Raw genomic sequence first — 12,886 nt, 5'->3', positions numbered from 1 at the left:
CAGGTGGGAGAGTAGGTCGGTGCCTTTTTTTACACGGAAGCCCTTGCTGGAAACAGTCAAGGGCTTCTTTCGTTTATATCCTTTCCGGAAGATTCCATTTAGATACTTTCCAAAAACAGTTGCGTCGCTCCCGAAAAGGTATCATTAAATATGCTTCTGCCGGATATCGATCTAAAGTACTGCACAATTATCTTGTTTATATATTTCCCTGCGATTACAGGCTATGTCAAGAGGAAAATGACAGAAGAATGGACGATGTTATAACGGTTTGTTCCTGAGTAGTAATCTATTTATGGTTTTTATTGAGTAACTTTGCGGCGCAATGGGTACATTATTGGATAACGGAATTAAACCGTATAATCATTACGGCGCTTATTTAAAGCAAAAATATAACGGACAGAAAGTATTTAAAGTGATTGTCGATGGCAATTTCACTTGTCCTAATAGAGATGGCAGCAAAGGTTATGGTGGCTGTACTTACTGTAATGTAGATTCTTTTACACCTGATACGGCAAGAAAAATTCCTTCTATACGTGAACAGGTGGAGTCTGGAATTGAACGCGCACGTAACAGCTATGGTGCAGAAAAATTTATTATTTACTTCCAACCCAATACCAATACGTATGCACCAACACATTTGCTGAAAATGATGTACGACGAAGCGTTAAACATCGATCCTGAAAATACACTAGGTCTTTCTGTGGGTACACGTCCAGATTGTTTGGACTTTGAAAAAATTGCCTTATTGGAATCTTATACCGATCGTTATGATGTAGACTTGGAAATGGGTATGGAGTCTATTTATAATGATACTTTAGAAAAGATCAACAGAGGTTGTTCACACGATGAATTTATTAAGACGATGGATATGCTAAAGGATACGCCTCTGGAGCTCTGTGTACATACTATTTTTGGTTTTCCATGGGAAACCGAGGAAATGATGTTGAAATATGCCGATGAAATTAATCGCTTCCCGCAAATTAAATTCGTGAAATTGCATCATTTACATATCGTGGAAGGCTCCATTATGGGCGTAAAATATAAGCGTGAGCCTTTTGAGTTATTCTCTATGGAGAGTTATACGGACTTTTTGTCCAAATTTATCCCACGCTTGCGGTCTGATTTGATTATTCAACGTATTTTCGGCATTGCTGACAAGGAATTGTTGATTGCACCAAATTGGGGATTACCTAAGTCGGGGATTCAGACTTATATTGACAAAGGTCTTGAAGCTCGGAAAGTAGTGCAAGGTAGCCTATTTTAATCAATGATAGAGTTTCAATTGCGAAAGGGATACTTTATGTAAACAATTCAATAAGAGCAATACAATTGTTGATCATGCATAAAATAAATAGGGCTTCCCCAGGGAAGCCCTATTTATTTTATGGTATACGTAAGTCAAACTATCCTTCGACAATAGTCTTTAGATCTGCCGGGGAATAATTAATCGACTTGAGTGTTTTATTGTCAGCTGTTCTAAAGACTAAAAATTTCCCGTCAACTTCTTTGTAGTATGATTCTACTCCTTTAAGTTTGTAATGCGCTTGCGTAGCGAGAGCTTCAGCTTCATCTTTACATGCTTTACTCATATTGGAGCGTTGTACTTCATCAAAAAGCGCCGAAAATTTGTCTTTTAAACCAAATTCAAGAACAGCTCCAGCGAGGACATACTGAATGTCACATAAAGCGTCTGCAATTTCGACAAGATCTTTATCTTGGATAGCTTCCTCTAGTTCTTTTAATTCCTCAGCTATCAAAGAAACCCGTAGGGCACATCTTTGTTCAGAAGGAATCGTTGGTGTATCCAAGATCGGATGTTGGAATGTTTTATGGAATTCCGCTACGGATGAAAGTGTTTTTGGATCAGTCATATTCTTTAATTTTTTATACTCTCTTCTTATCAGGTGCAAATATAAAAAATAAAGGACGGTTAACTGAATGACCGTCCTTTATTTTATTTTTCAAATGAGATTTGATTAGATCAAATGTTTCAATTGAACAATCTCTCTTTCTTCTAGATATCTCCAGCGTCCGCGTGGTAAGTCTTTTTTCGTCAGGTTAGCATAAACCACACGATCTAACTTCACAACTTCATAACCTAGAGATTCAAAAATACGGCGTACAATACGATTTTTACCAGAGTGGATCTGAATACCTATTTCTCTTTTTGAACCTCCTTGTACATAGCTTAAATCATCAGGTTTGATAACACCATCTTCCAATTCAATACCAAAATTAATTTTGTTAAAATCTCCTTGAGTCAGACTCTTATTAAGTTCGACATTGTATATTTTGCTGATGCTGTTACGTGGATGGGAAAGTTTTTCCGCTAGGTTACCATCGTTTGTCATCAAAAGTAGTCCGGTTGTATTTCTGTCAAGACGACCAACTGGATAAATTCTTTCTTTCGTTGCTTTAGAGACAAGTTCCATTACAGTATGACGCTCTTGTGGATCATCCGTTGTGGTGATATAGTCTTTTGGTTTATTGAGTAAAACATAAACCATTTTCTCACGTTTTAGACGTTCGTTGTTGTAACGGATTTCGTCTATCGCCGGATCAACTTTCGTCCCTAATTCGGAAACAGGTTCTCCATTTACCCAAATTACTCCGGCAGCGATCAATTCGTCCGCTTTACGTCTCGAGCAGATACCAGCATTGGCGATATAACGGTTTAAGCGAATTAGGCCATCATCTTCTGTTGAAGTTTCAGCTTTCTTTTTAGGACGCTTAATATATTGTTTCTCGTCAAAATTTTTGTTTTCATCAAAGTTTCTGCTTCTATCGCCATCAAATTTTCTATTGGATGGTTTATAAGGTCTGTCGAAACTTTTGTTGCGACCGTTTGAAGAGCGTTCATCTTTATCAAAACGTTTGTACGAATCTCTTTTTTCGAATGAACCTTCTTTTCGGTCAAAAGATCGTGCGCCATCTTTCTTGTCGAAAGAACGCTCAGATTTATCAAATTTATTGAAAGTGTCTTTTTTATCAAAAGAGCGGGATGAATCATTTCTGTCAGTACGTTTGAAACCATCTCTTTTATCGAATGAACCTTCTCTTCTGTCAAAAGAGCGGGATGAATCATTTCTGTCAGTACGTTTGAAGCTATCTCGTTTATCAAATGAACCTTCTCTTCTGTCAAATGATCTTGATGAATCATTTCTGTCGGTGCGTTTGAAATTGTCTTTCTTGTCGAAAGAACGTTCAGATTTATCAAATTTGTTGAAGGAATCTCTTTTGTCAAAAGATCTTGATGAATCATTTTTATCAAATGACCTGCCCCCTTTGTTGAAAGGTTTGTCTGAATTATCTTTTGAACGGAAGGAATTACTTTCTCCTCTATAGGAAGGTTTGTCTGCGTATTTATTAGATCCGAATGATCTATTTTCACGGTTATCATCTTTTCTGAAAGAACCTCTTTCAGATTGATCCTTTGAGCCAAAGGATGATTTTTTACCGAAACTATTGTTCTTGTCGCCTCTAGATTTGAAGCTATCTGAGTTGCCCCGTGACTTTCTGGAGTTGTCATCACGACTGTTCCTTTTATTGCTGAATGGCATTGTGTTTTGCTAAAATGTGAACTGCAAAGTTAGGTATAATTTTGGGTTTTGCGAAAAAATCCTTATCTTTTTGTCTTTTCTTGCATTTTGATGATTTAGGCATAAAAAAAGCCCTTTAAAAGGGCTGCAACGTAACTATTTGTTTTTTAAATAAATACTATTTATCTTTGTACCCTTGAATTTGAACCAAGCTATTTTTTGATCGATTTGACTCGTGGATAGGATAGCATTAAGGGAGTGAATGATAAGAAAGAAAGTATTATGTAGTAGTTTAATTTTGTTTGCGTTATTGCTGTCAAAATTATACTCAACCCCACACAACAACACTTCTGGTGGCGATAAGATCGTTGCAGCGAAGTTAGTCGAAACTCCAGCTCATCTTGGAGGCGATGAAGAGAAAAAAGAAAAAAGCAATTCTTTTGAATCTTACCTGAGTTCATTGACGTTTGCTGAAGATTCATTGCCAATGGATCGTCCATTAGTGGAAAGCAAATTGCGCAAGTTCTTCAGTAGGTTTTCATTTAAAAAAACAGGATCCTATGATATGCATAAAAAGGCGGAAACCTATCTGCCTATGATTGCAAAAATCCTGAAGTCACATGGCATTCCAGAAGATTTTAAGTACATCCCATTAGTGGAAAGTGGCCTAAGCAAGGCTGTCGTTTCATCGAAAGGGGCTGGTGGTTATTGGCAATTTATGCCAGCAACGGCGCGCTTATATGGCCTGCGCGTCAATGGTACAGTGGATGATCGAAAAGATCTTGTGAAATCCACACATGCAGCAGCACGCTACTTGAAATATCTTTATGCTCAATTCGGTAACTGGACTTTGGTGGCAGCGGCTTACAATGTAGGTGACGGTAGTTTAAAGGGTTCGATGAGAAGGCAAAAGAAGGATGATTACTTTGCTTTGAAATTGAACAATGAAACTGGATCTTATGTGTATAAACTGGTATCGATGAAGGAAATTATCGAGCATCCGCAGAAACACGGGTATTCACGTTATGCGGACAAGGAGACCGAGACATTGGATAGAGAGCCTAATATGCTTTAGAACAAGAACAAACAAAACAAAAAAAGGATTTCCCATTGAGAAATCCTTTTTTTTGTAGTCTTATTCGGACGGAGAGTTGATCCATCCGAACATAGGCCTTATCTTAGGTCGACGATATCAAATCCGCTGTAGTTGCTTTTATTAAAAGTAAAAAAGCTAGATGCAATGGTTTTGTTTCCTTCCTGTGCATTCAAGGTATAGGTATAACGATTACCACTTTTATCAAAAATAGTCGTATCATAGATCAAATTATTCGCTTTATTGATCCGTAACTTGATTTTGGAATAATTCTTTTTGCTATCAACTGGCGTCAATTCTACAACACTTAAATTTATTCCTTTTGCTTTCTCTGCGTTTGCTAACGCATATTTAAAGCCTGAGGTATAGAATGTAAAAATATTAGTTGGGTTGATCTCATTTGTTGAGTTGCTTGCCTCCGATATCTCGACTTCTTTCTCTGCTTTCATGATATTCCATTGTGTTTTGGAATCTGAAATTAGAATTTGATTTTTAGTATTGATATGGTATTTATTATTTGCATTGTCAAGATATAAAGTGCCTGCATCACGATGTGAACTTCCGTTTGCTTGTCTGATGTCTAAAGAGAAGTCAGCCTGTATGGTCTTATATCCATTATATTTTTGACTGACTTTATTAAGTAACGCTTTTGCGTCATTTTGTGCATAGCTGTATTGACTTGCTATAAGTAGCAAAAAGCTCAGCAGGAACCCGATTTGTTTTTTCATGTTAATTGTTTCTTAGCGTCTCCAAATACTGTTCTAATGAATATTCATCTGGATAAAGTACTTCACGTGCTTTACTTCCTTCAAATGGGCCGACAATTCCAGCGGCTTCCAATTGATCGATGATTCGTCCAGCTCTGTTATAACCCAATTTCAATTTACGTTGGATTAATGATGTAGAACCTTGTTGATGCATGACAATCAAACGAGCAGCTTCTTCAAACAATTGATCGCGATCTTTAGGATCAAAATCTACACTACCTGAACCCTCTCCGTTTTCATCTACATATTCCGGAAGCATAAATGCCGATGGATAACCACGTTGTGCTCCGATATAATCGGAAATCTGTTCAACTTCTGGTGTATCGACAAATGCACACTGAATACGTATCAAATCACTTCCAGTAGCCAGAAGCATGTCCCCGCGACCTATTAACTGGTCTGCTCCGCCTGTATCTAAGATCGTTCGCGAATCCACTTTAGATAACACACGGAAGGCAAGACGTGCTGGGAAGTTGGCCTTGATTGTACCTGTAATGATATTGACTGAAGGACGTTGGGTCGCAATGACCAAGTGAATTCCTACAGCGCGGGCCAATTGGGCCAATCGCGCAATAGGTGTTTCTACTTCTTTTCCGGCAGTCATCATCAAATCGGCAAACTCATCAACAATAAGAACGATATATGGTAAGAATCGATGACCCTCCTCAGGGTTTAATCTGCGATTGATAAATTTTGCATTATATTCCTTTAAATTACGAACCTGTGCATTTTTCAAAAGGTCATAACGCTGATCCATTTCGATACAAAGCGAGTTTAGGGTATTGATCACCTTTTTTGTATCTGTAATGATCGCTTCCTCCTCATCGGGTAGTTTGGCCAGGAAATGACGTTCAACCTTTTTGAATAGGGAAAGTTCAACTTTTTTAGGATCGACAAGAACAAATTTAAGCTCTGCCGGGTGTTTTTTATATAATAAGGATGTTAAAATAGCATTGATACCAACTGATTTACCCTGACCTGTGGCCCCCGCAACCAAAAGGTGGGGCATCTTTGCTAAATCAGCGATATAAACTTCATTAGAAATGGTTTTTCCTAACGCGATAGGTAGATCCATATCCGTTTTTTGGAACTTTTCGGTCGCCAAAACGGAGCGCATGGATACCATCTCCGGACTCGAGTTTGGCACCTCGATCCCGATGGTTCCCTTACCTGGCATTGGTGCAATAATCCGGATTCCCAGTGCCGCGAGACTTAAAGCAATATCGTCTTCCAGGTTTTTGATTTTTGAAATCCGTACACCTGGTTTCGGAATAATCTCATATAGGGTAACTGTAGGACCGATTGTTGCTTTTATACTTTCAATCTCAATGCTATAATTCCGAAGGGTATCAACAATCTTGTTTTTGTTTGCTTCAAGCTCATGCTGATTGATGGTTATTTTCCCTGTTCCATAGTCTCGCAACAGATCAAGCGTAGGGTGCTGATAGCCTGATAAATCTAATTTAGGATCATATTGACCAAACTGGGCAACAAGATCGCTGGCTGTTATTTCTTTTTCCTCTTTAATGTCTTCGACAACCAATCCTGGGACTACAGCAACTTCAATCGGAGGTTCTGGTTCCTCTTGTGGAGCAATTGTGATGGTCGGGTTGTGGTTTTCCTGTATACTTGGACGCACTTGTTCTGCAGCATCTTCATCCGGTTGATCAATAGTAAAACTAATGGAGGGTGTACTTTCCGTACGTTCCAAAGGACTATCATCGAAGGTGAGCACAACCTTGTCCTTTGGATCTATCTGTACCTCCGTTATAGGATGATGTGTAAATGCAGGACGTTCGAGTTCTTGCTGTAAATCTTTCTCCCGACTGGACTGAAACCTTTCATTTATAGAGGTCGGTCGTTGGAAAGATTCCCTAACAGATTGAATGGAATCGTCCTCTACATGGACCTTGGTCCTCAAACTATTCGCTGTGTAAGAATCTTCGTCGTCTTCATCCTCCAGATCCTCAGTTAAAGATTTGGATTTTCGATTGCTAAATAATACAAATTTAAAATCTAAGTTATACAGTAGTATCAATGTTGTCAGATAGGCAAAGGCTAAAATACAACCAACGCCGACAACACCAACCTGTGCTTCCAGTAATTTATTGGTCCAAAAACCAAATTTACCTTCCAACATGTGCGGTGTATCCGCCATAAACCCATGTAGGAATCCCAATGTGACCGAAATAAAGACAATCGCTACAAATGAGTAAACTACAGTGCGGTATAATGGAAGCAGTGATTTTTTGAATAATAGGCGATAGCCTAAAATGAACAATACCGGGATAAAGAGGAAAGCGGCAACTCCAAACCATTCATACATAAACTGGTTGGCAAGTAATGCGCCGAATTTTCCTAATTTATTGTCGACGACAGGTAGTTCGACAGTCTCATCGTGAATTTCTTCGGAAGAACTAAAAAGTGTCCCCCAACCGCCATTTGTTTTGGCGATATAACTTTGGTCATCTTCCCATGTAAAAAGATAGGAAACAAAAGCGGTGGCAAAAGCCAACGAAAGCACAATCAATAAAATCCCTAGAATTTTGACAGTCTTCTGCTGTGCATCTGAGTAATCTCTGGGGACACTGGTTTTTTGACTTTTTTCTTTTTTAAATGTTGCCGATTCTTTTGATGGGGCACGCTTGCCAGAAACTGAATTTCCTGCCTGCCTAAATGTATTTCCTTTATTTGACATTGAAAAGCTCACAATTATACTGCTTACAAACTTAGTTATTTTGATAGTATTTTGAAGATCATGAAGACTATTATTTTAAGTTTGTATTTTTTTCATAAACGAATAATTCTCGATCGGCTATTAAATGAATAATAGCAATGTACAACTAGCAAATACTATGCCCTGCGAAGAGGTTTGCTGTAAAGATTGGAGTAAATCGGAAAGAATAGACTGGTTTGTCTGTCTTTTACAGTTAAAGTAAATTATGTAGTTTTACTGATCAAATTAAGGCATTATGAATAAGTTTCAGATACGGAAAGCGGAACAGGCAGATAAGGGAAGGATTTGGGAAATTATACAACAGGCAATAGCGCTGCGCAGGGAGCAGGGCAGCAGGCAGTGGCAGGATGGTTATCCGAATGAAGATGTCGTACAGTCGGATATCGATAAAGGATATGGGCATGTGGTGGAGGCTGACGGCAAAATTATCGGTTATGTCGCTATTATTTTCGATATCGAACCTGCTTATAATGTTATCGAGGGCAAATGGCTTAGTGATGGCGAATATGTGGGCATTCACCGCCTGGCCTCAGCTCAGGATCCACACGTAAAAGGTGTTGGTACAGCCATTATGCAAGGGGTGGAGGAAATCGCTGTTCTTAACGGCGTTTATAGCATCAAAGTGGATACAAACTTTGACAATGCAGGTATGCTGCATGTATTTGATAAATTGGGGTATCAATATTGCGGAGAAGTACATTTTCGGGGTGCTGCCCGTCGTGCTTTTGAAAAACTACTAAATAAGTGATTATAGTAACAAAATGGGGCGAAAACGAGTTAAAAGTTGGTCGGTTTAATGGCCTATTTAATGCAATTTATATAAAATAAAAAATCCCTTCTAACACTGTTAAAAGGGATTTTTTTGATGAATAAACCTATACTTACGCAATAATCAAATAATAGTTTTTCTTGCCTCTCTGTGCAATGATGTATTTATTGTTCACCAAATTGCTTTCGGTGATCACTTGTTCAATATCCGTTGCTTTTTCGCGGTTGATAGAAACACCACCACCTTGCAGCATTTTACGTGCTTCGCCTTTTGAAGGGAAAACTTGCGTACTGACAGCCAAAAGATCAAGGATATTGATTCCTGCTTTTAGATCTTCTCTTGTTATCTGAAATTGTGGAATACCTTCAAATACATCCAATACGGTTTCGTGATCTAAGTTTTCTAAAAATTCCAATGTGCCATTGCCAAAAAGAAACTCAGAGGTTTTGATTGCAGTCTCGTAAGCTTCTTCGGAGTGTGTGCGAATGGTGATATCTTTCGCTAATGCTTTTTGGACAATACGTAAATGCGGCGCTGCATCATGCTCTGCAATGATCGCTTCTATTTCTGCCTGTGGTTTAAGTGTAAAGATCTTAATCCAGCTTTTCGCATCGTCGTCGGAGGTGTTTAACCAGAATTGGTAATATTTATAAGGCGAAGTTTTCTTAGGATCCAACCATACAGCTCCAGATTCTGTTTTTCCGAATTTTTGACCATCTGCTTTTTTTATCAATTGTGTAGTAATGGCGTAAGCTGTTCCCTGATCCTGACGACGGATCATTTCACTCCCAGTGACAATATTACCCCATTGATCAGATCCACCCATTTGTATTTTACAATTGTGGTGTTTCCACAGGTAATAAAAGTCATAACCTTGAATCAATTGATAGGTGAATTCTGTAAAGGATAGACCATTGTCACCTTCTAAACGTTTTTTTACAGAATCTTTTGCCATCATATAGTTGACGGTAATCATTTTACCGATATCACGAATGAAGTCCAAAAAAGTAAAATCTTTGAACCAGTCGTAATTATTAACCATTTGGGCATCATTTTCACCTTCTCCAAATTCAAGAAATTTGCCTAACTGTTTTTTCAGACAAGCAACATTATGTTGTAAGGTTGCTTCATCAAGTAAGTTACGCTCTGCAGATTTGAAAGAAGGGTCTCCGATCATTCCTGTTGCGCCACCCACTAAAGCTACGGGTTTGTGGCCCGCGTTTTGAAAATGGATTAAGGTCATGATTTGAGTTAAGTGTCCTACGTGTAGAGAGTCTCCTGTGGGATCAAAGCCAATATAGCCAGCGACTTTCTCTTTATTCAGTAAGTCTTCAGTTCCAGGCATAATATCTTGCAACATGCCTCTCCAACGTAATTCTTCTACAAAGCTCATTGTTAAATGGATTTAATTTTTTAATTTACAAGATGCAAAGATAGGAGATTAAGCGTATATTGAGCGAATAATTCCAGATAAAAGCACACGCTAATAAGCTAATATGAATTTTTTATCACATTTTTATTTTGAGCGGTTTGCGACCAATCCCGAGCGAATTGTCGGTGGGTTGTTGCCGGATCTATTAAAAAATGCAGATAAAACTTTTGTCCTTAAGCCTAGGCAATATGAAGATGAATTGCTGGATAATCCATTGCTGGAACAGCTTTATATTGGCTGGAACCGTCATATTGAGGTCGATCGCCTTTTTCATAATTCAACGTATTTTTTTCATCATACACATCAGTTAAAGTTACAGATACAGCCAAGTTTGCAAGGATTGCCCATTCGGCCTTCCTTTATGGCCCATATTGCCTTGGAATTGTTGTTGGATCATATTCTAACACAGCAGAAGGCGGTTTCCATTGATAAATTTTATGTGGCAATGTCGCAGGTGAGTGAAGATGCTTTACGAAAATTTCTGAAAATAAACCAATTGAGTGATATTCCTAAATTTGAGAAATTTTACCATCAATTTATTGACTGGAAATATCTCTATGACTATGCACATATTGAAAAAATTGCCGGTGCACTTTTCAATATCTGTAAACGCCTCTGGCAATTTGACGTTCAGGAGCATCATCGCCAATTACTGACGGAACAATTGATTTCTTATTTACAGCATCATATGACGGATTACCAAGAGATTTACCATTATATTCATTATGAGCTGGTCGACTTTAAATAGTCTGCCCGAAAAATACCAATAGTATAAGACCTTGAAAATATTTATTTTCGCATAATTTTACGTATAAAACTAATTTTACATGTCACATAGACTTTTTCGGAAGAAAAGTGTTGATCAGATCCTACTGGATACCCAAAAGGAGGGTGGAACTGGCCTCGCAAAAGTGTTGGGAGTAACCGATCTCGTTTCATTGGGTATAGCTGCTATTGTGGGCGCTGGAATCTTTAGCACCATCGGATTGGCGAGTTATGAAGGTGGGCCTGCTGTTTCCCTGCTATTTATCTTTACTGCTTTTGCCTGCGTGTTTACGGCTCTGGCCTATGCACAGTTTGCGAGTACTGTACCTGTTTCAGGATCAGCTTATACGTACGCTTATGTGGCGTTTGGCGAACTGTTTGCCTGGATTATAGGCTGGGCACTGGTGTTAGAGTACGCAGTTTCAAATACCGTTATCGCTATTTCCTGGTCACAGTATTTTGTTTCCATGCTAGAAGGTTTTGGTTTACACATACCTGCTTGGCTTTCCATGGCCCCGGGCTATGCTTATGATGCCGTGGATAAAATGAATCAACATGGTATGGCTAGCCTTACTGCTATCGATCAGCACGGACTTGCCGCATTTAATAGTGCGCCACGGCTCGCTGGAATGCCCATTATATTTGACTTGCCCGCCGGAGTAATTACTTTTTTGGTCACTTGGCTTGTCTATATTGGCATTAAGGAGTCCCAAAAAGCGAGCATGATTATGGTGATGATCAAAGTGGGGATAATCCTAGCGGTTATTTTTGGGGGAATATTTTATGTAAAACCCGAAAACTGGACGCCTTTTGCACCGAATGGACTAGAGGGTGTACTCGGAAGTGTTGCTGCTGTATTCTTTGCTTTTATCGGATTTGACTCGATCTCCACAACTGCTGAGGAATGTAAAAATCCGCAACGCGATCTACCTAAAGCCATGATTTATTGCTTGCTGATCTGTACGGTATTATATGTTGCTATTACTTTAGTATTGACGGGAATGGTAAATTATACTGAACTTAATGTGAAAGATCCTTTAGCTTTCGTATTCAAGTATGTTGGATTTGACCATATGGCCGGAATTATATCCGTGACATCGGTAATTGCGATTACTAGTGCACTATTGGTCTATCAATTGGCACAGCCAAGGATCTGGATGACAATGAGCAGGGATGGATTGTTATGGAAGAAATTTGCGACGATTCACCCCAAATATAAAACACCTTCTTTTGCAACAATTGTAACAGGGCTGGTCGTAGCTGTTCCCTCATTATTCTTCAAAATGGACTTCTTTGTCGACTTGACAAGTGTAGGTACATTCTTCGCTTTTATCTTAGTTTGTGCAGGGGTACTTTATATGGATTATTCGGGACTGTCCGCGAAATCTAAATTTAAAGTTCCCTACATTAATGGCAAATATGTGGTGGGTGCAGGACTATTCATCGCTATCGTCTTGATCACAATATATGGACAGGATACCTTGGACGAGTGGAAAAAACTTTCCCTTCTGGAAATTGTGGAACATAAAATGTTGGTGATTATTTTTTGGCTGACATGGCTGGGCTTGACTATCTATAGTTTTAAAATGAATTTTTCACTTTTGCCTGTTATCGGGATATTGATCAATCTATACCTGATGACCGAACTTGGCGCCAGTAATTGGATTATTTTTGTCATTTGGTTGGTTATTGGTCTAGGCGTGTATTTTATGTATGGCTATAAACACTCTAAGTTAAATAAATCGGTAACTGTTTAAATCTGGAATTCTATTTTTAAATAAAAA

The 12,886-nt window shown here is 38.6% G+C and carries 10 protein-coding genes; 5 read left to right on the top strand and 5 right to left on the bottom strand.

Translation table 11 applies throughout. The features are described 5' to 3' along the window. Positions 1 to 322 precede the first annotated feature (322 nt). On the top strand, positions 323 to 1,264 hold the full coding sequence (locus HMAT_RS26065) for a TIGR01212 family radical SAM protein (RefSeq protein WP_104385763.1): 942 nt from the start codon (positions 323 to 325) through the stop codon (positions 1,262 to 1,264). A 139-nt stretch (positions 1,265 to 1,403) separates the two neighbouring features. Here HMAT_RS26065 and HMAT_RS26060 read toward each other — a convergent pair whose 3' ends face one another. Continuing rightward, positions 1,404 to 1,871 carry a nucleoside triphosphate pyrophosphohydrolase family protein gene (locus tag HMAT_RS26060; RefSeq protein WP_104385762.1) on the bottom strand — a complete coding sequence of 156 codons (468 nt, stop codon included), beginning with the start codon at positions 1,869 to 1,871 and terminating at the stop codon, positions 1,404 to 1,406. A 105-nt stretch (positions 1,872 to 1,976) separates the two neighbouring features. Beyond that, complete coding sequence (locus HMAT_RS26055) at positions 1,977 to 3,560, bottom strand: pseudouridine synthase (RefSeq protein ID WP_104385761.1); 1,584 nt, start codon at positions 3,558 to 3,560, stop codon at positions 1,977 to 1,979. 241 nt (positions 3,561 to 3,801) lie between these two features. Here HMAT_RS26055 and HMAT_RS26050 point away from each other — a divergent pair, with 241 nt between their 5' ends. Further along, complete coding sequence (locus HMAT_RS26050) at positions 3,802 to 4,614, top strand: lytic transglycosylase domain-containing protein (RefSeq protein ID WP_104385760.1); 813 nt, start codon at positions 3,802 to 3,804, stop codon at positions 4,612 to 4,614. A gap of 98 nt (positions 4,615 to 4,712) precedes the next feature. Here the strand turns inward: HMAT_RS26050 and HMAT_RS26045 are convergent, their stop codons facing one another. Both HMAT_RS26045 and HMAT_RS26040 read right to left on the bottom strand, forming a co-directional pair. Beyond that, on the bottom strand, positions 4,713 to 5,360 hold the full coding sequence (locus HMAT_RS26045) for an outer membrane lipoprotein carrier protein LolA (protein ID WP_104385759.1): 648 nt from the start codon (positions 5,358 to 5,360) through the stop codon (positions 4,713 to 4,715). A gap of 1 nt (position 5,361) precedes the next feature. Continuing rightward, positions 5,362 to 8,097, bottom strand: a complete 2,736-nt coding sequence (locus tag HMAT_RS26040; protein ID WP_104385758.1) for a DNA translocase FtsK — start codon at positions 8,095 to 8,097, stop codon at positions 5,362 to 5,364. Between the two features lie 274 nt (positions 8,098 to 8,371). Between HMAT_RS26040 and HMAT_RS26035 the strand changes: the two genes are divergently transcribed. Next, positions 8,372 to 8,884 (top strand): GNAT family N-acetyltransferase, encoded by a 513-nt coding sequence (locus HMAT_RS26035; RefSeq protein ID WP_104385757.1) that lies wholly within the window; start codon positions 8,372 to 8,374, stop codon positions 8,882 to 8,884. Between the two features lie 133 nt (positions 8,885 to 9,017). On the opposite strand, the gene tyrS is transcribed toward HMAT_RS26035, so the two are convergent. Further along, entirely contained in the window at positions 9,018 to 10,298 is a 1,281-nt protein-coding gene (tyrS, locus tag HMAT_RS26030; protein WP_104385756.1) for a tyrosine--tRNA ligase, read from the bottom strand. Positions 10,299 to 10,401: 103 nt separating this feature from the next. Here tyrS and HMAT_RS26025 point away from each other — a divergent pair, with 103 nt between their 5' ends. Beyond that, positions 10,402 to 11,085: a hypothetical protein gene (locus tag HMAT_RS26025; RefSeq protein WP_104385755.1), complete on the top strand. Its 684-nt coding sequence runs from the start codon at positions 10,402 to 10,404 to the stop codon at positions 11,083 to 11,085. A gap of 79 nt (positions 11,086 to 11,164) precedes the next feature. Continuing rightward, on the top strand, positions 11,165 to 12,859 hold the full coding sequence (locus HMAT_RS26020; RefSeq protein ID WP_104385754.1) for an amino acid permease: 1,695 nt from the start codon (positions 11,165 to 11,167) through the stop codon (positions 12,857 to 12,859). The last annotated feature ends 27 nt before the right edge of the window (positions 12,860 to 12,886 follow it).

It is taken from the genome of Sphingobacterium sp. HMA12 (assembly GCF_002933815.1).
GTDB lineage: Bacteria > Bacteroidota > Bacteroidia > Sphingobacteriales > Sphingobacteriaceae > Sphingobacterium.
The sequence above is the reverse complement of the archived record's forward strand: the minus strand, read 5'-3'. Positions and strand labels throughout refer to the sequence as shown.

Bases quoted from the DNA above. Each gene is read 5' to 3' on its own strand.
- HMAT_RS26065 (WP_104385763.1), top strand. From the start codon at position 323: ATGGGTACATTATTGGATAACGGAATTAAACCGTATAATCATTACGGC.
- HMAT_RS26060 (WP_104385762.1), bottom strand. From the start codon at position 1,871: ATGACTGATCCAAAAACACTTTCATCCGTAGCGGAATTCCATAAAACA.
- HMAT_RS26055 (WP_104385761.1), bottom strand. From the start codon at position 3,560: ATGCCATTCAGCAATAAAAGGAACAGTCGTGATGACAACTCCAGAAAG.
- HMAT_RS26050 (WP_104385760.1), top strand. From the start codon at position 3,802: ATGATAAGAAAGAAAGTATTATGTAGTAGTTTAATTTTGTTTGCGTTA.
- HMAT_RS26045 (WP_104385759.1), bottom strand. From the start codon at position 5,360: ATGAAAAAACAAATCGGGTTCCTGCTGAGCTTTTTGCTACTTATAGCA.
- HMAT_RS26040 (WP_104385758.1), bottom strand. From the start codon at position 8,097: ATGTCAAATAAAGGAAATACATTTAGGCAGGCAGGAAATTCAGTTTCT.
- HMAT_RS26035 (WP_104385757.1), top strand. From the start codon at position 8,372: ATGAATAAGTTTCAGATACGGAAAGCGGAACAGGCAGATAAGGGAAGG.
- tyrS (WP_104385756.1), bottom strand. From the start codon at position 10,298: ATGAGCTTTGTAGAAGAATTACGTTGGAGAGGCATGTTGCAAGATATT.
- HMAT_RS26025 (WP_104385755.1), top strand. From the start codon at position 10,402: ATGAATTTTTTATCACATTTTTATTTTGAGCGGTTTGCGACCAATCCC.
- HMAT_RS26020 (WP_104385754.1), top strand. From the start codon at position 11,165: ATGTCACATAGACTTTTTCGGAAGAAAAGTGTTGATCAGATCCTACTG.